Source organism: Methylomonas koyamae, from assembly GCF_006483455.1.
Classification (GTDB): domain Bacteria; phylum Pseudomonadota; class Gammaproteobacteria; order Methylococcales; family Methylomonadaceae; genus Methylomonas; species Methylomonas koyamae_B.
The window spans coordinates 74,256-97,729 of record NZ_PPPU01000018.1; the positions used below are offsets into that span (position 1 = coordinate 74,256).

The window sequence follows — 23,474 nt, forward strand, 5'->3', positions numbered from 1 at the left end:
CGATTTACCTGCTAAAGTCCTGAATGAGCGCCGCCAAAGTTTCGGTCAGCGTCGTAATTTGGGCGTCGTCGATAATCAACGGCGGCAATAAACGGATGGTGTTGTCAGCCGTGACGTTGATCAGCAGGCCGTGGGCCAAGGCAATGCCGACCAGTTCACCGCAGGGCCGGTCCAGTTCGACGCCAATCATCAAGCCTTTGTTGCGGATCGAGACGATGTGCGGATTGCCGGCCAGGGCCAGTTTCAACGCCGCCTGGATTTTTTCGCCTTTCTCGGCCGCTTGTCCGATCAAGCCGGAGCCGGTCAAGGTTTCCAGTACTGCCAGGGCAGCGCTACACGCCAACGGGTTGCCGCCGAAGGTCGAGCCGTGGTTGCCGGCTGTCAGTACTTCGGCCGCTTGGCCGCGTGCCAGGCAGGCGCCGATCGGCACACCGTTGCCCAAGGCCTTCGCCATGGTGCAGACGTCGGGCAAAATAGCGTTGTGTTGATAAGCCAGAAATTTTCCGGTACGGCCGACGCCGGTCTGGATTTCATCCAATATCATCAGCAAGTTATGGCGGTCGCACAGCTCGCGAATCCGGTTCAGATAGTCGGCGGCCGGGATGTTGACACCGCCTTCGCCTTGTACCGGTTCCGCCATGATCGCCACGATGTTGCTGTCCGCTGCGATGGCGGCTTCCAGCGCCGGAATATCGTTGTAAGGTACATGGCTGAAGCCGGCCAATAACGGTGCAAAACCTTGTTTGATCTTGCTGTTGCCGGTCGCGCTCAAGGTGCCCATGGTACGGCCGTGGAAGCTCTTTTCCATGGTTATCACTACCGGATTGTCGATGCCGCGTTGATGACCGTACTTGCGGGCAATCTTGATGGCGGCTTCGTTGGCCTCGGCGCCGGAGTTGGCGAAAAACACATTGTCCATACCGCTCAGTGCGATCAAACGGTCGGCCAATTGCGCCTGTAATTCCACGCCGTACAAATTGGACGTATGCAACAGGGTCTTGCTTTGCCGGCATACGGCTTCGTGGACTGCGGGATGGGCGTGGCCCAGGCTGCAAACGGCGATACCGGCCACTGCATCCAGATAGCGTCGCCCTTCGCTGTCCCACAACCACGCGCCTTCTCCGCGCGAAAAAGTGACCGACTGGCGGGCGTAAGTGGGCATGATATGGCTGGTCATTAGCAAGGCTCTGAAGGTGTTTTGAAAAACGCAGTTCGCTTGAAAAAAGCGCGCGATTATATTTTTTAATAGCTGTGGAAGCAAACAATAGTTTCGGTTGCCTGGGCATTGTTTGTGCCGGATTCGCGTCCGGCAGTTTTAAAACAAACTCTTGCCGGGCAAGCGGCCGGCATTGTTATAAATTTGTAATATTGATGCAGTAGAGTTCCGCCATTTACAGCCGTTTCGGCCGGCTTGGGGTTAACTTTCAAGGGATTTGCGTTGAGCGAGAACGAGCATCTGATAGACGATAAAAAACACATCGTTTCGATAAGGCTGAATAATTCCGACCGGATTGCAGTGCGTTCGACTGCCGCGAGACTATTGGTGCGCGAGTCGGAGTTGTACCGCTTTGCCGTTTATCATTTATTGAATCGCTTGCACAAGCTCCATGACGACGCTTGTGTTGGCAGCGATTTGTTGCCGCTGTTCATCGAGTTTAAAAACGAACTTAATACCCATTTGGGCTTAAAAAAACACCAGTTGTTTAAAATCTTCAACGGCCGCAATCCCGAGCCGGAAAAATTCGTATCGATGGCCGATATCGAACTGTTATTGTTGCCGCGGCATGCGGTGCGGCAACGGTTATTGCAGATGAACGAAGCTCTGCCGCAAAAACGGACCGATACCGATGCTTGGTTGCACGATTATCTGCAGGAGAAATACCGATTCACTGTTCCGTTGGAGGAAAGCGAGTTGCTGTTGTCCTTAGATTCCGTAGATAACGAGGCGGGATCTGAAGAGAGCTGATTGAAATCCTGGTTCGCTGTTGCTGCCTGAATCTATTCGGGGCTTAACCAAGACGTTATTCCTCGCTAATTGCTCCGCACTGCAGAACAAGATAGGGCGGTTTCCAACTGCTGGACAGACTGGCGCTGCTTTGGCTATGCTCGAGCGCTTTATCAATATGCAGGAGGCGGTATGCCGATTACCCCCGTAATATTTCCGGAGCTGATCCGGGCCTTGATCGCCGCGATCGACGCCAATGCCGATGCGGTTACCGAATTGGATCAGGCGATAGGCGACGGCGACCATGTTTTCAATTTGCAGCGCGGTTTGCTGGCTTTACAGCAACATGCCGATGACATTGCAACCTTGGATTGGCCAGCGGCCTGGCAAAAGATAGGTATGACGGTAATGTCCGCCGTTGGCGGCGCCTCCGGATCTTTGTACGCCACCTTGTTTATCGGTTTGGCGAAGAGCAGTCAGGGTAAATCCCTGGATCTCCGGGGATTCTCTGAAGCTTTGTTGCTGGCGGTGGAAGCGGTCAAACAGCGCGGCAAGGCGGATGTCGGCGAGAAAACCATGCTCGACGTATTGGTGCCGGCCGCTCAGGCTTTGCAGGCAGAGGCGGCGGCGAACAGTGCGCTGCCGACGATTTTGGCGCGTTTGCGTCAAGTCGCGACGGAAGGGGCTGAAGCGACGCGGGATATGGTCGCAACCAAGGGCAGGGCGTCGTTTTTGGGCGAGCGCAGCAAAGGCCATGTCGACGCTGGTGCCAAGACCGCGCAGCTGATGATCTCTGCGATCGCCGACGTGCTGGATTTTGTGGTCGCTTAAATCCGGTCGCGGCCGCGCTAACAGCCCCAGCGCAACGCCGCGGTATTCACCGGTGCATCCCAGTAGCGCAGTAACTCGTCGTCAAGCAATGTCAGGGTCAGCGAACAGCCGGCCATATCCAGCGAAGTGGTGAAGTTGCCGACGAGTGAGCGTTGAATCCGTATCCCGCGCCGGTTGAATTGCTGCCAAGCCAGCTCGTAAATCGAATGTAGCTCTATCAATGGCGTTGCGCCGAAACCATTCACATGCAGTAAGGCGTTTTGACCGGGTGAGATCGGCAGTTCGTCTGCGATATGTTCGGACAATTGGGCAACGATTTCGCTAGCCCTGGCTAGTTTGACGGTTTCCCGGCCACGTTCGCCGTGGATGCCGACGCCGTATTCCATTTCGTCTTCATTGAGCGCGAAAGTCGGGTGGCCCAGTGCGGGCACGGTGCAGCTGGTCAGCGCTACCCCGAGCGATGCGGTCGTTTGATTGACGCGCTCGCCCAGTGCTTTGCAAGTAGCGAGGTCGGCACCGGCTTCGGCCGCGGCACCGACGATTTTTTCAATAATGGTGGTGCCGGCGACGCCGCGCCGGCCGATGCTATGTGATTTCGGCAGCGAAATATCGTCGTTGACCAATACGCTGGCATTCGGCAAGGCCAGCATTTCGCCGGCCATTTCGAAGTTCATCACGTCGCCGGCGTAATTTTTGACGATAAACAATATGCCGGCTCCGCCGTCGACGGTCTCTGCCGCGGCGATCATTTGGTCGGGGGTTGGCGAGGTGAAGACTTGGCCCGGGCAAGCGGCGTCAAGCATGCCGAAGCCGACGAAGCCGCTGTGCAGCGGTTCGTGACCGGAGCCGCCGCCGGAGATTAGCGCCACTTTGCCGGATTTTCGTTGCTTGCGGTAGACAAAGCGCGGTTCCGGATTCAATTCCAGGATGTCGGCGTGTGCTTTTGCAAACCCTTGCAGACTGGTGTCCAGCAAGCTATTCGGATCGTCGATGAATTTTTTCATGAAGTGTCCCCGCGAATGGAAAAAGGGTCAGGCCGGTAAGTCGAGTAACATTTGGGTGATGTCGCGAATGTCCGGTACGATCCAGGTCGGGCCGAAGTCGGAGGTGTCGACATCGGCCTGGCTGGAAACGCCGCTCAACACCATCAGGCTACGGATGCCGGTACGCACTGCGCCGAGAATGTCGGTGTCCAGGCGGTCGCCGATGGCGATGGTCTGTTCGGGGGGCGTGTTCAGCAAGCCAAGCGCCTGGCGGTAGATGATCGGTTCGGGTTTGCCGATGATCATCGGCTTGACGCCGGTCGTGGCGGTCAATGCGGCCAGAATCGCGCCGTTGCCGTGGGTTTCGCCGCGCTCGGTGGGTAGCGACATGTCGCCGTTGGTGCCGATGAAGTGGGCGCCGGCACGTAGGTTCAAGGTCGCGGTGGCGAGTTTGTCCCAGCTCAGCTCGCGGTCCATGCCGCAAACTACCAATTGAGCGCGCGTTTCCGGTTCGGTTTCGTAGAGTCCGGTTAGGGTAAAGCCCAAGTCCAATAGTGGCTGGCGGGCGCCGATGCCGCCGATCACGAATACGCGGGTCGCCTGCGGCGGGTAGCGCTGTGCCAGATACAGCGCGGTGGCCATGCCGGAGGTCAGAATTTCGTCCAATTCGACTTTGACGCTCATGCCGGCCAGTTTGGCGACGTACTGGTCGGCGGTCATGCTGGCGTTATTGGTGGCAAGTACGAACCGCAGGCGCCTGTCTCTCAGGGTCTGGAAAAATTCGACAATCCCGGCCTGCGGGCGGTCGCCATGCCACAGTACGCCGTCCATGTCGATGATTAAGCCGCGGACGTCATTGAATTCTTGCATAACTGGATTTGATGGTCGAAGTTGGCGAATGGGCAAATGCCTGTCGTAAAATCGGCTGAAACCGAGCGAAGCCGGACCTTTCAGCGGCCGGCCAACAGGCGGCGAAGAATTGCATAAAAAACCGCTTGCTGTCCAGTTCGTGGCGGTATCTGTGTTTTTTGCTTGACTAAATCCGGATAACCTAGTTTAATGCACGGCTCTTAGCGCCGCCCAGGTAGCTCAGTCGGTAGAGCAGAGGACTGAAAATCCTCGTGTCGACAGTTCGATTCTGTCCTTGGGCACCACAGATTTTTTGGATAGGCCGTAGCCCAGGTAGCTCAGTCGGTAGAGCAGAGGACTGAAAATCCTCGTGTCGACAGTTCGATTCTGTCCTTGGGCACCATTCCTAAGCGTGGTTTGAGAAACCGAAAGCCCCTTTATGGGGTTTTTTGTTTTGTGGGCTTTCGAAATTGGAATCCCATGGCAGTGTTTAACGTTTATGGAAGAGCCTGAGGCTCTTTTTTTTTGGGTTTGAAAAGGCAAGACGGCAATGAAACAGGCTCCGGAACACTTGGTGGATTTGATCGAGCCCATCGTAGAAGGACTGGGTTACGAATGCGTTGGCATCGAATATAACCCGCATCCCTCGCATGGCATGCTGCGCGTTTATATCGACAACGAACAGGGTATTTTGTTGGACGACTGTACCAAAGTCAGTCACCAGTTGAGCGGGATGCTCGACGTCGAAGATCCGATTCCCGGCGAATACCAGTTGGAAGTGTCTTCGCCCGGTGCCGATCGGCCGTTTTTCAAGCTGAGCCAGTTTCAGCGTTTTATCGGCAGCAAAGTCAATATCAGTTTGTTTAAACCCATCGATAAGCGCCGCAAGCTTACTGGCGAAATCAAAAGCGTCGATGGCGAGACGGTTGTGATTCAAGAAGGCGAAAAATTATTCAGCGTGCCGTTTCAGGCAATGAGCAAGGCGCGCTTGGCGCCGGATTACGATTTTAATAAAGGAGGTCGCAGTGGCGAATAAAGAAATTCTGTTGGTGGCGGATGTTTTTGCCAACGAAAAAGAAATCGATAAGGAAATTATCTTTCAGGCGATCGAATCGGCCTTGGAAGCGGCCACTGTCAAACGTTACGAAAATCCGGTCAAAGTTCGGGTGGCAGTTAACCGCCATACCGGGGACTATCTGACCTACCGCCGCTGGCAGGTTGTCGACGCCAATCCGGAAATCAACGGCGATGTCGAGCATCCCGGCTGGCAAATTCTGTTGGAAGCTGCACAGTTGGATAATCCCGAGGTGCAAGTCGGCGACTATGTCGAAGAAGAGATCGAGTCAGTTGCATTTTGCCGGATTGCCGCGCAAACCGCCAAGCAGGTGATCATTCAGAAAGTGCGCGAAGCGGAACGCAAGAAAATCGTCGAGGCATACCAAGACCGAGTCGGCGAATTGGTGACCGGTGTCGTCAAAAGACTGGAAAAAGGCAGCGTTTACCTGGACCTTGGCGGTCACGTCGAGGCTTATATCGCCCGGGAAGATATGATTCCGAAGGAGCCGGTGCGGATGGGCGACCGGGTGCGCGGCTATTTGAAAGCGGTTCGCTCCGAGCCGCGCGGGCCGCAACTGTTTGTCAGTCGCACCGCGCCGGAGTTGCTGATTGCACTGTTCCGTCTGGAAGTGCCGGAAGTGGGTGAAGGTTTGATCGACATATTGGCTGCGGCCCGCGATCCGGGGTCGCGGGCAAAAATTGCGGTCAGAGCCAACGATCCGCGATTGGACCCGGTCGGTGCTTGTGTCGGTATGCGCGGTTCCCGGGTCCAGGCCATTTCCAATGAACTGGCGGGCGAACGGGTGGACATTATTTTGTGGAATGCCAACGACGCGCAGTTCGTGATTAACGCCATGTCGCCGGCTGAAATCCAATCGATCGTGGTCGACGAAGATAAACACAGCATGGATGTGGCGGTGGCGACCGACAGTCTGTCGCAGGCGATCGGCCGCGGCGGCCAAAACGTCAGGCTGGCTACCGAGCTGACCGGGTGGGAATTGAATATTCTCGACGCAGCCCAGGTCGGCAAGAGTCACGACGAAGCTGCGGCGAAAGCCAAACAACAGTTCATGGAGCTGTTGGATGTGGATGAAGAAATCGCCGACGTCCTGGTCGATGTCGGTTTGAATAATATCGAGGAAATTGCTTACATTCCGGTCGACGAAATGCTGGAAATCGAAGGCTTCGACGAAGAGTTGGTCGAAGCCTTGCGCAGCCGGGCCAAAGACGCGTTGTTAATCAGCGCGATTGTCTCGGAAGAAAAGATCGAAACCGCCGAACCCAGTCCGGAGCTGCTGGCCATGGAAGGAATGAGCGCTGAGTTGGCCAGGGAAATGGCTGCCAAAGGTATCGTGACTTTGGACGATCTGGCGGAACAGGCCATCGATGATATTATCGAATTTACCGGAATGACCGAAGAGCGTGCTGGTAAACTAATCATGAAAGCCCGCGAGTCTTGGTTCGCAGAGGATAAGGGCTGAGGCCGGAGGAGATTATGAGCGATAAAACAGTACAGGAATTAGCGGAAGTTGTAGGCATCCCTCTGGAACGTTTTTTGGAGCAGTTGAAGGAAGCCGGTTTGAGCGCCAGCGCGCCGGACGACGTCATTGACGACGACGAAAAAGTCAAACTGCTCGCCCATTTGCGAAAACGCCACGGTAAGACCGATGCCGATCAGGAAGCGGCAACGCCCAAGCGCATTACGCTGAAACGCAGCACCAAGACCGAATTGAAGCAATCGACTCCGCCCGGTGCCGCGGTGAAAACGGTTAGCGTCGAAGTGCGCAAGCAAAAGACATATATCAAGCGTAGCGATTTACCCGGTAGCGATGAGCAGCGGCAAGCGGAGCTGGCCAAACAAGCTCTGGAAGAACAACGCAAACAGCAACTGCTGGAAGAGGAAAGACGCAAGCAGCAAATCGAGCTGAAACCCAAGGCCGTCGAGGAAGACGTGGTTGTGGCTGTCGAACCACCAGCGCCAGCTGCCGCCCAGGAGTTGGAGCAACCGGTCGCGGTTCAACAGGAACCCGTCGCGGAGGCTAAGTCGGAAGTTGCGGCCGCTGCAGTTCAGGTACCCGCCAAACCGGTGGAGTTGACCGAAGAGCAGCGTTTGGAGGAAGAAAAGAAGCAGCGCTTGGAAGCGGCGGTACAAAGAACGGCTGAGAAGGTCAAAAAGAAAGCCGAAGCCAAGCAACAGCAGACGCTGCATAAGAAAAAAGCCGAATTCAAGCCTTCACGCGGTCCTACTCCGGATGTCGAAGTCGATCGTGGCGGCGGCGGTGATGCGCGGCGCGGCAAGGCCAAGAAAGCGAAACCGGCCCCGCGTCGGGAAAAACCTGAATTCGAGATCGATCTGCATCAGGCTCGCCACAAATTCGAAAAACCGCAAGCGCCTACCGTTTACGAAGTCACCATTCCGGAGACTATCGTGGTCTCCGATCTGGCGCAGAAAATGAACATCAAGGCCGCCGAAGTGATCAAGCACTTGATGAAGTTGGGCATCATGACCACCATCAATCAGACCATCGATCAGGAAACTGCGGTGATTTTGGTTGAAGAGATGGGACACAAAGCCATCATGCAAAGCGAGGACGATTTCGAGCAGGAAATGCTGGCGGAAGTGATCGGCGAGGCCGGAGAGGTCAAGCTATCGGCTAGAGCTCCGATCGTGACCATCATGGGTCACGTCGACCACGGTAAGACCTCGTTACTGGATTACATCCGTAAAACCCGTGTCGCTGCCGGGGAGGCTGGCGGTATTACCCAGCATATCGGTGCCTATCAGGTCAAAACCGACCACGGTTCGGTAACTTTCCTCGATACACCGGGTCACGCTGCATTTACCGCGATGCGGGCGCGTGGTGCGGAAGTCACCGACATCGTTATCGTCGTGGTTGCTGCCGACGACGGCGTGATGCCGCAAACCAAGGAGGCAATCGACCATGCTCGCGCCGCCAACGTGCCGATCATCGTCGCCCTGAATAAAATCGACAAACCGGAAGCCAATCCGGACCGAGTCATGCAGGAATTGGCTACGTTGAACGTGGTGCCGGAAGAATGGGGCGGCGACGTGCAGTTCCTGAAAGTTTCCGCCAAAACCGGTGCCGGTATCGACGACTTGATCGAGGCGTTGATTGTGCTGGCCGAGGTATTGGAGCTGAAAGCGCCGAAAGACGGGGTGGCTTCCGGTGTCTGTATCGAGTCGCGTCTGGACAAAGGCCGCGGCGTGGTGGCTACGGTGCTGATTCAAAAGGGTACGCTGAGCAAAGGCGAGTTCGTCTTATGCGGACACGAATACGGCCGGATTCGGGCGATGTTCGACGAGAATTCGCATGCGATCAAGTCAGCTGGCCCCAGCGCGCCGGTCGAGATTTTGGGCTTGTCCGGTACGCCGGATGCCGGCGACGAGTTCCTGGTCGTGCAAAACGAGCGGGTGGCGCGGGAACTGGCTGCGCACCGTGAAGAGCGCAAACGCTCCAGCCGTCATGCCGCGCAGCATGCGTCGAAACTGGATGACGTCTTCTCCCGGATGTCTGCGGGCGAGACCTCGACTCTCAATGTCGTCATCAAAACCGACGTACAGGGCAGTTTGGAAGCCTTGCGCGAATCACTGGTGGGCCTGTCGACCGAGGAAGTGCAAGTCAAGTGTATTTACGGCGGTGTCGGCGGTATCAACGAAGGCGACGCCAATCTGGCGCTCGCTTCCAATGCAATTTTGATCGGTTTCAACGTTCGTGCCGATGCGGTCGCGCGTAAGTTGATCGAAGAAAAAGATATCGATCTGCATTACTACAGCATCATTTACGAGGCGATCGATGAAGTTAAGCGTGCGATCAGCGGCATGCTGGCGCCGGACATTCAGGAAAAGATCGTCGGTTTGGCCGAGGTGCGCGACGTATTCCGTTCGCCGAAGTTCGGCGCGATCGCCGGCTGTATGGTCGTCGACGGCTTCGTCAAGCGCAATTTGCCGATCCGGGTGCTGCGTAACAACGTGGTGATTTTCGAAGGCCAATTGGAGTCGTTGCGTCGCTTCAAAGACGACGTCAACGAAGTCAAAATGGGCATGGAGTGCGGTATCGGCGTCAAAAATTATAACGACGTCAAAGCCGGCGACCAGATCGAAGTTTACGAACGTATCGAAGTGAAGCGGGAAATCTAAGCATGGGCAGAGAATTCGGCCGCAGCCAGCGGGTCGCTTCGGAGATGCAGAAGGAATTGGCCATCATCATGCAGCGCGACGTCAAGGATAGTCGGCTTGGTTTCGTGACGATCAACGAGGTCGAGCTGTCCAGGGATCTGGCGGTGGCGAAAATTTTCGTCACGGTATTGAACGCCGACGATGCCGGTAAGGCAGCCAATGTCAAAGTGTTGAACGAGATATCGCCGTTCATTCGCCATGAGTTGGCGAAGCGGATGCGTTTGCGGCATATCTCCGAATTACATTTTTACTACGACAATTCGTTCGATACCGGTATGCGCGTCGCGGCGCTGTTGCACGATTTGGAAGGCGGTAAGCCCGTTGCGGCTAGCGACGATACTCCGGAACAGGACGTTTAATGGCGAAACGCAAGTCTGGGCGCGATGTGCACGGCATCGTGCTGCTCGATAAACGGCTGGGGGTGTCTTCGAATCAGGCGCTGCAGGAAGTAAAAAGGTTGTTCAATGCCAACAAAGCGGGCCATACCGGGGCGTTGGACCCGCTTGCCACCGGGCTTCTACCGCTTTGTTTCGGCGAAGCGACCAAAGTATCGGCGTTAATGCTGGACGACGACAAGCGTTACTTGGTGACGATTCAGTTGGGGGTAATGACCGATACCGGCGACAGTGAAGGTAAAGTCATTGCCGAAATGCCGGTGCCGCCGTTGGATAAGCGTCGCCTGCTGGAGTGTCTGACTGAATTTCTCGGCGAGATCGAGCAAGTGCCGCCGATGTACTCCGCGCTCAAATATCAAGGCCAAAAACTGTATGAGTTGGCCAGGGCGGGCAAGACCGTCGAGCGGCAGGCTAGACGTATCAAAATATACCAGCTGCAGTTGGTGGCGGCCGATTTCGAGCGCGGCAGCTTGACGCTGGATGTCTCCTGTTCCAAAGGCACTTACATTCGTTCGCTTGCCGAAGATATCGGCCATCGCTTGGGCAGTTGCGCCAGTGTCAAGATGCTGCGCCGCACCGCTGCGGGCATGTTTGACATCGGCCAAGCTCATACGTTGGAGGGGTTGCAGGCAATGGATTCTGAACAATTGCAGCAGGTTTTGATCGCATTGGACCAACCGTTGCTGGGCATGCCGGAAATTGCTTTGACTGCCGAACAAGCGGAGCGGGTTCGCCAGGGGCAGCGTATCCGAGTGGCGGAAGCCGCTGCCGAGCGGGTCAGAATCTATTCGCCTGAGTGTTTTTTGGGGTTGGGGGAAATTTCAATGGATGGTAAACTAGCCCCGAAAAAACTGTTTCATCTGGATAGTCAAACTGTTTGATTATCCGGGTCTATGCATCGTCGCTGCACCCTATTGCGGAGACGGTGCCATCCTTGCCATCGTCAGATGGTTTTTTAAAATCAAAATTAATCGATAGGGATTAAGAATGTCATTAACTGCAGAACAAAAAAAAGCCGTCGTTGAAGAATACCGTTTGTCGGAATCCGATACCGGCTCGACTGAAGTCCAGGTTGCCTTGTTGACCGCCAATATCAACCAACTGACTCCGCACTTCGCTACCCACAAGAAAGACAATCATTCGCGCCGCGGTCTGTTGCGCATGGTTAACCAACGCCGCAAACTGTTGGATTATTTGAAAAACACCGATGTGGCGCGTTACCGTTCCTTGATTGAACGCCTGGGTATCCGCAAGTAACACAATCTGGAAACGGCGCATGGGGCGCCGTTTCTGCTTTAGGGCAAAATTTTCAGCATAACCTTTAATCGAAGGAACCTTATAGTGAATCCTATCAGGAAACAATTTCAGTACGGCGATCGTCTCGTCACGTTAGAAACCGGCGAAATTGCCCGTCAAGCCAACGGCGCGGTGATTATCGATGTCGAAGGCACCACGCTGTTGGTGACCGTGGTCGGCAAAAAGGAAAGCAGCGGCGGTGATTTTTTTCCGTTGACTGTCGACTATCAAGAGAAAGCCTTTGCCGCAGGTAAAATTCCCGGCGGATTTTTCAAACGCGAAGGCCGTCCAAGCGAGAACGAGACGCTGATTTCTCGCCTGATCGATCGCCCGATTCGTCCACTGTTTCCCGAAGGTTTCACTAACGAAGTACAGATCATCGCTACCGTACTGTCGTTGAATCCTGAAATAGATACCGAAGCGCCGGCTATTCTGGGCGCTTCCGCCGCACTGGCCGTGTCCGGCCTGCCGTTCAACGGTCCGCTGGGCGCTGCGACCATCGGTTATATCGATGGCCAGTACGTGTTGAATCCGACCTTGCCGCAACTGAAAGAATCGCGTTTGCGCTTGATGGTTGCCGGCACTAACAAAGCGGTGTTGATGGTGGAATCGGAAGCCGATTTGTTGCCTGAAGACGTTATGCTGGGTGCAGTATTGTTCGGCCACGAGCAAATGCAGGTTGCAATCAACGCGATCAACGAATTTGCCGCCGAAGCCGCCACTCCGGCAATCGCTTGGACGGCTCCGGCCGATAACGAAGCCCTGAAAGCTGCCGTTGCCGCCGAAGCCGAAGCGCAAATCAAAGCCGCGTACCAAATTCCCGAGAAGTTGGCGAGACAGGATGCGCTGAGCGCAATCCGTAGCGACGTCGTGGAAAAATTGACTGCGGAAGGTCTTTACGACGAAAAAGCCATTCGCAATGTGATCGAAACTCTGGAATACAACATCGTCCGTGGTGCAATTCTGAACGATCGCAAACGTATCGACGGCCGTGATTTGACCACCGTGCGGCCGATTACGATTCGTACCGGCGTATTGCCCAGAACCCACGGTTCTGCGTTATTCACCCGCGGCGAAACTCAGGCCTTGGTCGTCGCGACTTTGGGTACCGAGCGCGATGCGCAGATCATTGACGCGTTGGCTGGCGAATACAAAGACACTTTCCTGTTCCACTACAACTTCCCGCCGTTCAGTGTGGGCGAAACCGGCCGTACCGGCTCGCCGAAACGCCGCGAGATCGGCCACGGTCGTCTGGCGAAGCGCGGCGTGCAATCGGTGTTGCCGAACATGGGCGAATTCCCTTACGTTTTGCGCGTGGTATCTGAAATCACCGAATCGAACGGTTCCAGCTCGATGGCCTCGGTTTGCGGTAGCAGTTTGGCGTTGATGGATGCCGGCGTGCCGATCAAGGCTCCGGTGGCCGGTATCGCGATGGGTTTGATCAAAGAAGGCGACCAGTTTGCCGTGTTATCCGATATTCTGGGTGACGAAGATCACTTGGGCGATATGGATTTCAAAGTGGCCGGTTCCGAGAACGGTGTCACTGCGCTGCAAATGGATATCAAGATCGACGGCATCACGCCGGAGATTATGAAAGTCGCTCTCGACCAAGCCAAGCAAGGCCGTTTGCATATTTTGGGCGAAATGAACAAAGCCCTGTCCTGCTCTCGCGAGACTATGTCCGATTTCGCGCCGCGCATCATCAGTTTTAAAATCGATCCGTCCAAAATCCGCGAAGTCATCGGTAAAGGCGGCGTGACAATCCGGGCCATAACCGAACAAACCGGTGCCAGCATCGATTTGACCGATGACGGCGTCGTAAATATCGCCTCGGTCGATAAAGCGGCTGGTGAAGAAGCTAAACGCATGATCGAGGAAATTACCGCAGAAGTCGAAGTCGGCAAAACCTATGAAGGCAAAGTCGTGCGCTTGATGGATTTCGGGGCCTTTGTCACGATCTTGCCGGGCAAGGACGGTTTGGTACACATCTCGCAAATTTCCGACGAGCGGGTCGAGAAAGTCAGCGATAAGTTGTCGGAAGGCGACGTGGTCAAGGTCAAGGTGTTGGAAATCGATCGCCAAGGCCGGGTGCGCTTGAGTATGAAAGAAGTTGATAACAACTGATCGCTTAGCGCTTATCGCAGCGACAAGAAAGGGCCGTAAGGCCCTTTTTTATTGTGGGTTACCTGTGGTCCCCTGTGCCAAACGCTTAATTTAACGGCCGGATTTTGCCGTAGCCGCGGCAGGATTTTGTCGGGTCGGGTAAAATCAACGCAGTCTTACTTTGTCTGTGTCATGTTGCCTTCTAATTTCTTTAATCAAGATTGCCGGGATTGTCCGCGTTTGGCGGGGTTTCTCGATGATGTCAAACGTAAATACCCCGATTACCATGCCTTGCCGGTTGCGCCATTCGGAGATCCGGAAGCGAGACTGCTGATTGTCGGTTTGGCGCCGGGAATGCACGGTGCCAATGCCAGCGGTCGGCCCTTTACCGGGGACTATGCCGGCTTGCTGCTTTATCAAGCGTTATACGATCACGGTTTTAGCAATCAGGCGGAGTCTGCCGCGTTGAACGACGGACTGGTCTTGGCCGACTGCCGGATCACCAATGCCGTCAAGTGTCTGCCGCCGCAAAATAAACCCACCGGCGATGAAATAAAACGGTGCAATCACTATTTGGCAGCGGAAATCCAGGCCTTGCCTGAGCGCTCGGTGATTTTGGCTTTGGGTAATATCGCCCACCAAGCCGTACTGCGTGCTTATGGCTTGAAAAGCAACGCTGCCAAATTCGGCCATCACTCGTTGTTTCAATTGCCGGATGGCAACACCTTGGTCAGTTCCTATCATTGCAGCCGCTACAATGTGCAGACCAAGCGTTTAAGCCCGACAATGCTGGCCGAAGTGTTTTCGACCGTTCGTTCGTTGCTGATTGGCCGTGACTGATACCGACCCGGCCGGCTTTGATGCCAAGGCGTTCATCAAAACGCTGACCCAGCGTCCAGGCATATACAAAATGCTGGACGCGGCAGGCGAGATCATTTACATCGGCAAGGCCAAGAATCTGAAGAACCGGGTGTCGAGTTATTTCAGGACCAACGCCGCTTCACCCAAGCAGCAGGCCATGGTGGCTAAAGTGGCCGGGATCGAGGTCACCGTTACTCATACCGAGGGCGAAGCTTTGCTGCTGGAAAGCCAGCAGATCAAGCGGTACAAACCGCGTTACAACATCAGTTTGCGCGACGACAAATCGTATCCCTACGTTTTTATCTCCAGTTTTCACGATTTTCCGCAACTGACGTTTCATCGAGGCGCCAAGAAACGGCGCGGCCGATATTTCGGGCCTTATCCGAGCGCCAGCGCGGTTAAGGAAACCTTGAAGTTGCTGCAGAAAATATTCCCGGTCCGGCAATGCGAGGATTCTTATTACAGCGCCCGCTCCCGGCCATGTTTGCAATACCAGATCGAACGTTGCACCGCGCCTTGCGTTGGCTTGGTCAGCACAGTGCAATATGCCGCCGACGTCGAAAACACGATATTGTTTTTGGAGGGGAAGGGCGGATTGTTGATCGATCGCTTGGTTGCCAAAATGGAGCTTGCCGCCGCAGAACTGGAGTTCGAGCAAGCAGCGATTTACCGGGATCAGATCGCCAGATTGCGAGCGGTGCTGGAGAAACAATGCGTGGAGGGCGAACGCGGCGATGTCGATATTGTCGCCTGCGCCGCAAAAACCGGCATGGCCTGCGTGCAGGTATTTTACATTCGCAACGGCCAGCACTTGGGCAATCGCCAGTTTTTTCCGAAGATGTTGGAAGAAAGCCAGCCGGAGGAAATATTGCAGGCCTTTATCGCCCAATATTACTTGGAAAAAACCGTGCCGCAGGAGTTGATCGTAAGCCACGCCTTGCCGGAATCAGCTTTGGTCGCCGAGGTCTTGGCCGAGCAGGCCAAGCACGCGGTGGCCATCTCGAGCAATGTGCGCGGGGAACGTCTGAAATGGCTGCAGATGGCCGTTACCAATGCCGAAAATGCGTTGAGCGCCCGCTTGGCGGATAAACAAGGATTGTTTGGCCGATTCGCCAGTTTGCAACAGGAATTGGGTTGCGATCTGATCCCGAGCCGGTTGGAGTGTTTCGATATTAGTCATACTCAAGGCGAGCAGACCGTTGCATCGTGCGTGGTGTTCGATCGGGATGGGCCGGTGAAGAGCGATTACCGCCGCTTCAATATCGAAGGCATTGCGCCGGGCGACGATTATGCTGCGATCTATCAAGCCGTTTCCCGACGCTTCAAGCGCTTGAAGCAAGGTGAACATCGGGCACCGGATATTTTGTTTATCGACGGCGGTAAAGGCCAGGTCGCTGAAGCGGAAAAGGCTTTGGCCGAATTGGAGATAAACGATGTTATGATAGTTGGGGTTGCCAAAGGGCCCGATCGCAAAGCCGGCATGGAAAAAATTATTCTGGTCGGTAATCAACAGCCATTGGACGTAACGCCGGGAGCGTCGGCTTTGCTGTTGATTCAGCAGATTCGCGATGAGGCGCATCGTTTTGCTATAACCGGCCATAGACAGCGGCGCGGTAAAGTCAATAAGCAATCGGTATTGGAGGATATCGCCGGACTGGGGCCGAAAAGAAGACAGGTTCTGCTGAAACAGTTCGGCGGTTTGCAGGGAGTGTCCAGTGCAGGCGTGGACGCTTTGGCCAGTATAGATGGCATTAGCCGACAATTAGCACAGCGGATTTACGATACGTTTCACCACCAAGATGGCCATTAGATTCACAATTCCGACTTACTTGACTTTGCTGAGGATTGCATTGATCCCGTTGCTGGCCATTGTGTTTTATTTACCTTGGCAGTATTCGAATATCGCCTGCACGCTGATTTTTTTGATAGCCGGCGTTACCGATTGGTTGGACGGTTACTTGGCCAGAAAAATGAATATGCAAACGGCTTTCGGCGCCTTTTTGGATCCGGTGGCCGATAAATTGATGGTGGCGATCGTTCTGGTGTTGATTGTGCAGGAGCAAGGTAATCCTTTCCTGGCGGTACCAGCAGCCGTTATCATCGGCCGGGAGATTGCCATAGCCTCGTTAAGAGAATGGATGGCGGAAATCGGTCAACGCGCCAAGGTTAAGGTGTCGTTATTGGGAAAATGGAAAACCACGGCACAAATGACCGCGGTCAGTTTGTTGTTGTACCGGGAAGACTTGTTCGGTCTGCCGATCAACTCGATAGGTTATTGGCTATTATACTTGTCGGCAATATTGACGTTGTGGTCGATGGTCAATTACCTGGTGGCGGCGTTTTCCACCATTAGCGAATAAAATAATAAAGCGGTATTAATACTGCAATAACAGAGAGTAAACAGCAGGTAAAGCTGTATAAAAGAGCATGGAACAAGAATTAGAATCGACATCAGAGATTGAGCTGAAAAAAACGGTCAGTCAGGACGAAGTATTGCAAGCGGCATTGAAACTATTTGCTGAAAAAGGCTATTTCAATACTTCGTTGACCGATATTAAGAATGCCCTGGGCATTAGAACCAATAGCGGTATCAACCAGTTTTTCAAAACCAAACAAGCGATCGCTCAGACTTTACACGAGAATATTCTCGATAGTCTGAGCATATCGGTCGACGATATTCGCCGTCGTAACCGTAAAGCGGCGGAACAACTGCGGGAAATAGTAGACTTATTATTCCGTTTAACCGACGACGCGCCGGAAGTGGTGCAGTTCCTGTTGTTTGTAAACAGCGATGAGTTTCTGGCCGAACCGAAACCTTTATTGGATACGGCGGCGTTTGTCAAAATCAAGCGCATTTTTCAGAACGGTGTCAAAGACGGCGAAATTAAGGCCATTGATCCGTTACTCGCCTACACTTACTTTTTTGGCATCATCAATCATACTTTGGAAATGGTCTTGAAAGGGGGGCTGCCTAAAACGGCCGATAGTTACCTTTCTCAAGCCTGGTTGATGGCGTGGGGTTGTATCGCCAAGAAATAGCGAACTCAAAAAGTACCAGTGCGGTAGTGGAGGATTTAGTTGATGTTGGACAACGTTAAGATTGGCATGATTGGTCTGGGCTATGTCGGATTGCCGTTGGCAGTGGAGTTTGGTCGGAAGTATCCGACGGTCGGTTTCGATATCAATCGGCATCGTATCGAGGAGTTGCGCGCCGGCCGGGATCATACTCTTGAAGTCAGCGGAGAGGAACTGGCGGCAGCCACTAGACTGACTTACAGCGCGGATTTGCAGGATATCGCCGATTGTTCGGTTTACATTGTCACGGTTCCCACCCCGATCAACGAACATAAGCAACCCGATTTGACGCCTCTGCAGAAAGCTAGCGATTTGCTCGGCAAGGTCGTCAAACCAGGCGATATCGTCGTTTACGAGTCGACGGTCTACCCGGGGGCGACTGAAGAAGTCTGCGTGCCGATATTGGAACGGGTTTCCGGATTGAAATTCAATCAGGATTTCTTCGTCGGCTATAGCCCCGAGCGGATTAATCCTGGCGACAAACTGCATCGGGTGACAAATATTTTGAAGGTGACTTCCGGCTCGACCCCGGAAATTGCCGAAAAAGTCGACGCCCTCTATAAGAGTATTATCGCTGCGGGAACCCATAAAGCCAGCAGCATTAAAGTGGCCGAAGCCGCCAAAGTCATCGAAAACACCCAGCGCGACGTCAACATTGCTTTAATTAACGAACTGGCCTTAATTTTCAATAAATTGGGTATCGATACCGAGGAAGTCTTGCTGGCAGCCGGTACCAAATGGAATTTTTTGCCGTTCAGACCCGGCTTGGTTGGCGGTCATTGCATTGGCGTGGATCCTTATTATCTGACCCACAAGGCCCAAGCGATCGGTTACAACCCGGAAGTCATCCTGTCCGGCCGGCGTATTAACGACGGTATGGGCGTATACGTGGTGTCGCAACTGGTCAAGTTGATGCTAAAAAAACGGATTCACGTTCAGGAAGCCAACGTACTGATCATGGGTTTGACGTTTAAGGAAAACTGCCCGGATATTCGCAATACCCGAGTAGTGGATATTGTGGCCGAATTGCAGACTTACGGCGTCAATGTCGACATTTACGACCCTTGGGTCGACGCTGATGAAGCTCGGCACGAATACGGTATTTCTCCAGTCCAGCAGCCCGATAAGGGCAAATACGATGCAATCATCCTGGCGGTAGCCCACGATCAGTTCCGGCAAATGCCGATCTCCGCGATCAGAGCTCTTGGTACGCCGCAGGCGATAGTCTACGATCTGAAATATTTATTTCCGGCCGATCAAACCGACGCAAGGTTGTAAACATGAGAATTATGGTGACCGGCACAGCCGGTTTTATCGGTAACCATTTGGCTGTTAAGTTGTTGGAACGCGGTGACGAAGTTATCGGCATCGATAACCTCAACGACTATTATGACGTGAATCTCAAACTCAGCCGTTTGGATAGAATCAAAAATCATTCCGGGTTTACCGATATAAGGTTGGATATTGCCGACCGGGCCGGAATGGACGCGGTTTTCAAGAAGTACCAACCGCAAAAAGTCGTCAATTTAGCGGCTCAGGCGGGGGTACGCTATTCGTTGGAAAATCCCCATGCCTATATTGATAGCAATATTGTCGGCTTTATCAATATCTTGGAAGGTTGTCGACACCATAAGGTCGAACATCTGGTTTATGCCTCGAGTAGTTCGGTTTACGGTGCTAACGAGTCGATGCCGTTTTCAGTGCATGACAATGTCGACCATCCATTAAGCCTGTATGCCGCCTCAAAAAAGGCAAATGAATTAATGGCGCATACCTACAGTAATCTGTATCAGCTTCCAACTACCGGATTGCGCTTCTTCACCGTTTACGGGCCTTGGGGGCGGCCAGACATGGCGTTGTTCCTATTCACCAAAGCCATTTTGGCGGGTGAAAAAATCAAGGTATTTAACTACGGTAAACATCGGCGAGACTTCACCTACATAGACGATATCGTCGAAGGCGTCATGCGCACCTTGGATCATAACGCGCAGGCCAATCTCAACTGGGACGGATCGAATCCGGATCCTGGTACAAGTAAAGCGCCGTGGCGCGTTTACAATATCGGCAACCAAAATCCGGTGGAGCTGATGGCCTACATCGAGACGCTGGAGCGGTTTTTGGGCAAAACGGCGGAGAAAGAGTTGTTGCCGTTGCAACCCGGCGATGTCCCCGACACTTACGCTGATGTCGAAGCCTTGGTGAGCGATGTCGGCTACAAACCCAATACCAGCATAGAGCAGGGCATACAGCGCTTTGTTGAATGGTATTTGGACTACTATCGTTCCCGCTGAGGCTTTTCAAACGTATAGCGGTAACTTGAGTTCCGGCATGCTTTATGGTCGGAACTACAAATCTGGCGGCTCGGATGAATCCTTTGTCGGCAAACACTTCCAGTTCGGCAAAATTTGTGGATGCCGGTCGGTACTTAATATTTTCGATTATTGGCACTCGGCAAGTGAGTGTCGAGCCTCTATAAAGTCGCCCATTTTCGCAGAGTACTACGCTTGAGCGAGATCAATGAGCAGCGATTAACGAATCGTTTGCAATGTGTGCATCCAGCAGTAATTTCAACTCTGCAAATATCAGCGGGAATTGATCCGTAACATCGCGATAAGGATCGTTTTCTAAGTCATAAAGTTGGTAAACGGGGCCGTCGTAGGTTGGAATGTAAATCAGTTTCCACTTGTGATTTTGGATAGACCTGTTTTTGGCCTGGATGACGGTAGGATAAAGTTGCTCATTGATTACCAGCGTCCCGGTTTTTTTATTAGGGATATCCAATAACTCGACGATATTCGGATAAAAAATCTGCCGTGGATGTAATCCGGGAATTCGTCCCAGCCAGACTCCGGTTTCTTGGTATGCGAAAAGTTCCGGAGACGTCCGGGTTTCGAGATAGGGCACCAAACTGATACCGTCGATGTTGGCCGGCACCGGCAGGTCCAACAGTTCCAGTAAGGTCGGCATCACGTCAATAGAGCGCGTGACCGATGTAAAATCAATGCCGCTCGGAACGCCAGGGCCTTTGATTATCAAAGGAATCCGGCCGCTCGGGTCGTTGCCGACTAACGTATTTCCCTGTCCCCAGCACCCGGTTTCGAAGAAGTCGGCGCCATGGTCGCTGTAAATAATTATTATCGTATTGTCGGCCAAACCCGAATGCTCGATATAATCCACTATCCTGCCAACTTCGTCGTCGAATTGTTTTACACAACTGTCGTATAAATTATTGATTTGTTGGATATCGAAAAAATCGGCGTTTTTTTCTTGTTTTTCAATAATTTCTTCGGCGGATGCCAGTCTGGTCATAATAAACCGCGATTCGCCTTTGTAATCCGCCGGTGTAAATAAATTGTAATAAGGATATTCCGAATTGAAGGGAACGTGGGTGGCCGACGTAAATAAGTTAATGAAAAAAGGTTGCGATTTTTGGCCGCAACGCTTTAGATAGTTTCTACACTCGCGTCCCATTTGGCGGGTTAAAGGCGAGCCGGCCAAGTAATAGAACTCCGGTAGAAAACGTTTTCCGAGCGGATTTTTGGTAAATAAAGACAAAACGTTTCTAATCAAAGAAGAGCCTTGCCTTAGTAATAGTTTAATATTCCATTGGTCTTCGGCTACAGAGAGTTCCGAAAAATTAAAACTCAGTTTTGCAAAATCGGCACCACACCAATCGGATATGGCGGCTGTCAGGTAGCCGTGTTGATTGAGCAAATCAATTAATGAGGGTTGGGGCAATTTGCAATCCGATTCGGACGGATAGTTATCGCGTATGCGGTGATTTTGCGGCCAGAGGCCGGTGAGCAGCGAAGTCAGGCTGGGGGCGGTTCTGGCGAGAGGTGTAATACAAGTTTTTAGGCTGACGCCTTGAGAGCGTAATTTGTCTATGTTGGGTGTCAGATTCCGTGGATAACCGTTGCCGCCGATACGATCGCAACGTAACGTGTCGGCCCCTATCATGACAACGTTCATTTTATTTTGTTTGGTCGACTGAATTACGGCCGGTTCTTTTTCGCTAGCTGCACAGTGAATGTATGTATATAAAGCGGCTAACCCCGCTATATAAATTAAAAATGACAGTTCGCCTTCAGCGGTTGAAAAATAAAACGCAGATATCCAACCTGAAACAAAAAACGCCAACAGAAAATTTTTGCAAAATTTAATTAAATTGGGAGATAAAAGCTTCCACAGAAAGAATAGTCGCGAAAATCGATATTGGAAAGACAGTTGAATGCTTCCCGGGTTATACAGTAGTTGGTGTAAAAAAAAATAAAGCGTGATGATTGTGCTGGAAAAGATGCAGCCCATCAGATTGCTAACAAAATTAAAGTCTATCAGAGTGGAGGTTCTCGAAAGAGTATAAACGGCTACGGTACCTGGTAGTGATGTTAGAAAGAATATGATAAATAGCCAAAAAATCAGTCTGGCAATGGCGTATAAAAGATAGTAGCCAAATCTTTTTTCTATTTCTCGCTGTATGCCCGGTCCGGTTCTTGAGTAATTACAGAGCGCGAGAATTATAACGGTAAGGGCAAAGCAGAAAGCAATAATGGAACTACTATAGAGCGATATTAGTGTTTTTTCCATCTCTAATCAATGGTTGAGTTTAAGGCTCGGTCTATGGCTGGCTTTTTGTTCGTTCTAAGCTGTTCGGCAGCGAATTTTTCTTTCTCGGAAAAGTCTCGAAGCGCAAATTGTTTTATTAATACCGATATAAATATTAAATGATAGATCAAGTCCCAATACGATAGGCCAAGAAATGCAGTACCCACCATATAACAAATAATCGACGCTCTAACCATGGAGCTGTAATGGACAACCCAGTCCATCCCTTCAATCCGTTTTGCCTGCCGTATTAGACTCGTCAAGCTTATAACGCTACCCAGGACCATCGATAACCAGACTCCAAATGCGACAAAGCCGTGTTCGGCAAGCATCTCTATATAGGAGCTATGCCAGTCCCGCATGGTGACATGGATCCAGCCGTCGAATCCGGCACCGGTGAATGGGTGGCTCAATGCGTAGTTCCAGCCGTCGGTCCAGGCTTCGATTCGAGACATCGCGGATAAGTCTTCTTCGTAGGTTTCCAAAGTATGCATGCGTCCGAACCATTCCTCGGGCATAGCCGGTATTACCGCTATGATTCCAACAATCACGATGGGTATCGTCATGAATTTACGCTTACTATTTGAAATTAATATTAACGTCAAGGCGATCATGGTCAAAAGGGCGCCGCGCGACCAAGAAGATAACGAAGCAGCATAAATAATCGGAACGGATAACAAGATGCCGGTTTTAAGCCATTTCTTGGTCAATTCCTTTTCCCAGACTAATAATAGCGGTATGGCCATCAGCATGGCTACCGCGAACAAATTGTTATCTTCGAATTGAGTATTGGGTGGGCCATAAACCCGGTGGCCGAATGCGGTAACGATGGCGAAAATACCGCCTTTAACGGCTACAACGCCAATTGATGCGCCTATGGTGGAAATCAAATAATAAAGTTTTTCTCTAGTATTAATTAATACCCAGGTAAAGTAAAAAGGTATAAATATTTTGCAAATAAACCAAAACTTGGTCCATGCAATATCTTGTAGCGGGGCCTGCGTGGTCGTGAAAATAAAATAAACCCAAAGAAATAGGAAGGCAGGAATGCGCCAATCTTTCGGTATTGGCTGTTTATCTTTTGTCGCAATGGTACTGACAGTGACGACGAGAAACAGTACGTAATATACCGGTAGCGAACGGACAAATCCCCAGGCGTAGGCATGCGGGTTCAAGTAGCTGAATATGGCTAAAGAAAGAGCGCCCCACCACGGCTTTTTTAGTGCAGCGATTATGCAGGCTGTTAAAAATATAAGAACAACAATGTCGCGCACGAT

The 23,474-nt window shown here is 52.4% G+C and carries 20 protein-coding genes and 2 tRNA genes; 17 read left to right on the top strand and 5 right to left on the bottom strand.

The genetic code is table 11. The features are described 5' to 3' along the window. Positions 1 to 4: 4 nt before the first annotated feature. Positions 5 to 1,177 (bottom strand): acetylornithine transaminase, encoded by a 1,173-nt coding sequence (locus tag C2U68_RS11295; RefSeq protein WP_140912594.1) that lies wholly within the window; start codon positions 1,175 to 1,177, stop codon positions 5 to 7. A gap of 261 nt (positions 1,178 to 1,438) precedes the next feature. On the opposite strand from C2U68_RS11295, the gene C2U68_RS11300 reads away from it, so the two are divergent. Then, positions 1,439 to 1,966 carry a hypothetical protein gene (locus C2U68_RS11300; protein WP_140912595.1) on the top strand — a complete coding sequence of 176 codons (528 nt, stop codon included), beginning with the start codon at positions 1,439 to 1,441 and terminating at the stop codon, positions 1,964 to 1,966. Between the two features lie 171 nt (positions 1,967 to 2,137). Continuing rightward, entirely contained in the window at positions 2,138 to 2,776 is a 639-nt protein-coding gene (gene dhaL, locus C2U68_RS11305; RefSeq protein ID WP_140912596.1) for a dihydroxyacetone kinase subunit DhaL, read from the top strand. Between the two features lie 17 nt (positions 2,777 to 2,793). On the opposite strand, the gene dhaK is transcribed toward dhaL, so the two are convergent. Both dhaK and C2U68_RS11315 read right to left on the bottom strand, forming a co-directional pair. Beyond that, entirely contained in the window at positions 2,794 to 3,780 is a 987-nt protein-coding gene (dhaK, locus tag C2U68_RS11310; RefSeq protein WP_140912597.1) for a dihydroxyacetone kinase subunit DhaK, read from the bottom strand. A gap of 27 nt (positions 3,781 to 3,807) precedes the next feature. Continuing rightward, complete coding sequence (locus tag C2U68_RS11315; protein ID WP_140912598.1) at positions 3,808 to 4,629, bottom strand: HAD-IIA family hydrolase; 822 nt, start codon at positions 4,627 to 4,629, stop codon at positions 3,808 to 3,810. A gap of 208 nt (positions 4,630 to 4,837) precedes the next feature. Here C2U68_RS11315 and C2U68_RS11320 point away from each other — a divergent pair. From C2U68_RS11320 to C2U68_RS11390, 15 genes are all read left to right on the top strand, one after another. Continuing rightward, a tRNA-Phe gene (locus C2U68_RS11320) sits at positions 4,838 to 4,913 on the top strand. Between the two features lie 22 nt (positions 4,914 to 4,935). Then, positions 4,936 to 5,011 (top strand) — tRNA-Phe (locus C2U68_RS11325). A gap of 147 nt (positions 5,012 to 5,158) precedes the next feature. Beyond that, positions 5,159 to 5,644 (top strand): ribosome maturation factor RimP, encoded by a 486-nt coding sequence (gene rimP / locus C2U68_RS11330; RefSeq protein WP_140912599.1) that lies wholly within the window; start codon positions 5,159 to 5,161, stop codon positions 5,642 to 5,644. After that, entirely contained in the window at positions 5,634 to 7,145 is a 1,512-nt protein-coding gene (nusA, locus tag C2U68_RS11335) for a transcription termination factor NusA (protein ID WP_140912600.1), read from the top strand. Before rimP ends, nusA begins: the two co-directional genes overlap by 11 nt. Positions 7,146 to 7,159: 14 nt before the next feature. Then, positions 7,160 to 9,823, top strand: a complete 2,664-nt coding sequence (infB, locus tag C2U68_RS11340) for a translation initiation factor IF-2 (protein WP_140912601.1) — start codon at positions 7,160 to 7,162, stop codon at positions 9,821 to 9,823. A 2-nt stretch (positions 9,824 to 9,825) separates the two neighbouring features. After that, positions 9,826 to 10,221 (top strand): 30S ribosome-binding factor RbfA, encoded by a 396-nt coding sequence (rbfA, locus tag C2U68_RS11345; RefSeq protein WP_140912602.1) that lies wholly within the window; start codon positions 9,826 to 9,828, stop codon positions 10,219 to 10,221. Then, entirely contained in the window at positions 10,221 to 11,138 is a 918-nt protein-coding gene (truB, locus tag C2U68_RS11350) for a tRNA pseudouridine(55) synthase TruB (protein ID WP_140912603.1), read from the top strand. The genes rbfA and truB overlap by 1 nt, the downstream gene beginning before the upstream one ends. A 106-nt stretch (positions 11,139 to 11,244) precedes the next feature. Further along, complete coding sequence (gene rpsO, locus C2U68_RS11355; protein WP_064021993.1) at positions 11,245 to 11,514, top strand: 30S ribosomal protein S15; 270 nt, start codon at positions 11,245 to 11,247, stop codon at positions 11,512 to 11,514. 84 nt (positions 11,515 to 11,598) lie between these two features. Further along, positions 11,599 to 13,677, top strand: a complete 2,079-nt coding sequence (gene pnp, locus C2U68_RS11360) for a polyribonucleotide nucleotidyltransferase (RefSeq protein ID WP_140912604.1) — start codon at positions 11,599 to 11,601, stop codon at positions 13,675 to 13,677. 219 nt (positions 13,678 to 13,896) lie between these two features. After that, entirely contained in the window at positions 13,897 to 14,496 is a 600-nt protein-coding gene (locus C2U68_RS11365) for a uracil-DNA glycosylase (protein ID WP_313901411.1), read from the top strand. Beyond that, positions 14,489 to 16,327, top strand: coding sequence for an excinuclease ABC subunit UvrC (gene uvrC / locus C2U68_RS11370; RefSeq protein WP_140912606.1), 1,839 nt, complete (start codon positions 14,489 to 14,491; stop codon positions 16,325 to 16,327). Before C2U68_RS11365 ends, uvrC begins: the two co-directional genes overlap by 8 nt. Continuing rightward, on the top strand, positions 16,317 to 16,877 hold the full coding sequence (gene pgsA / locus C2U68_RS11375) for a CDP-diacylglycerol--glycerol-3-phosphate 3-phosphatidyltransferase (protein WP_186289585.1): 561 nt from the start codon (positions 16,317 to 16,319) through the stop codon (positions 16,875 to 16,877). The genes uvrC and pgsA overlap by 11 nt, the downstream gene beginning before the upstream one ends. 67 nt (positions 16,878 to 16,944) lie before the next feature. Continuing rightward, complete coding sequence (locus C2U68_RS11380; RefSeq protein ID WP_140912607.1) at positions 16,945 to 17,556, top strand: TetR/AcrR family transcriptional regulator; 612 nt, start codon at positions 16,945 to 16,947, stop codon at positions 17,554 to 17,556. Between the two features lie 42 nt (positions 17,557 to 17,598). Then, entirely contained in the window at positions 17,599 to 18,870 is a 1,272-nt protein-coding gene (gene tviB, locus C2U68_RS11385; protein WP_140912608.1) for a Vi polysaccharide biosynthesis UDP-N-acetylglucosamine C-6 dehydrogenase TviB, read from the top strand. Between the two features lie 2 nt (positions 18,871 to 18,872). Next, a complete protein-coding gene (locus C2U68_RS11390; protein WP_140912609.1) occupies positions 18,873 to 19,883 on the top strand; it encodes an NAD-dependent epimerase in 1,011 nt (336 codons plus the stop codon). 223 nt (positions 19,884 to 20,106) lie between these two features. Here C2U68_RS11390 and C2U68_RS11395 read toward each other — a convergent pair whose 3' ends face one another. After that, positions 20,107 to 22,179, bottom strand: a complete 2,073-nt coding sequence (locus tag C2U68_RS11395; RefSeq protein ID WP_140912610.1) for a sulfatase-like hydrolase/transferase — start codon at positions 22,177 to 22,179, stop codon at positions 20,107 to 20,109. Positions 22,180 to 22,181: 2 nt separating this feature from the next. After that, complete coding sequence (locus C2U68_RS11400) at positions 22,182 to 23,471, bottom strand: putative O-glycosylation ligase, exosortase A system-associated (RefSeq protein ID WP_140912611.1); 1,290 nt, start codon at positions 23,469 to 23,471, stop codon at positions 22,182 to 22,184. Between the last annotated feature and the right edge of the window lie 3 nt (positions 23,472 to 23,474).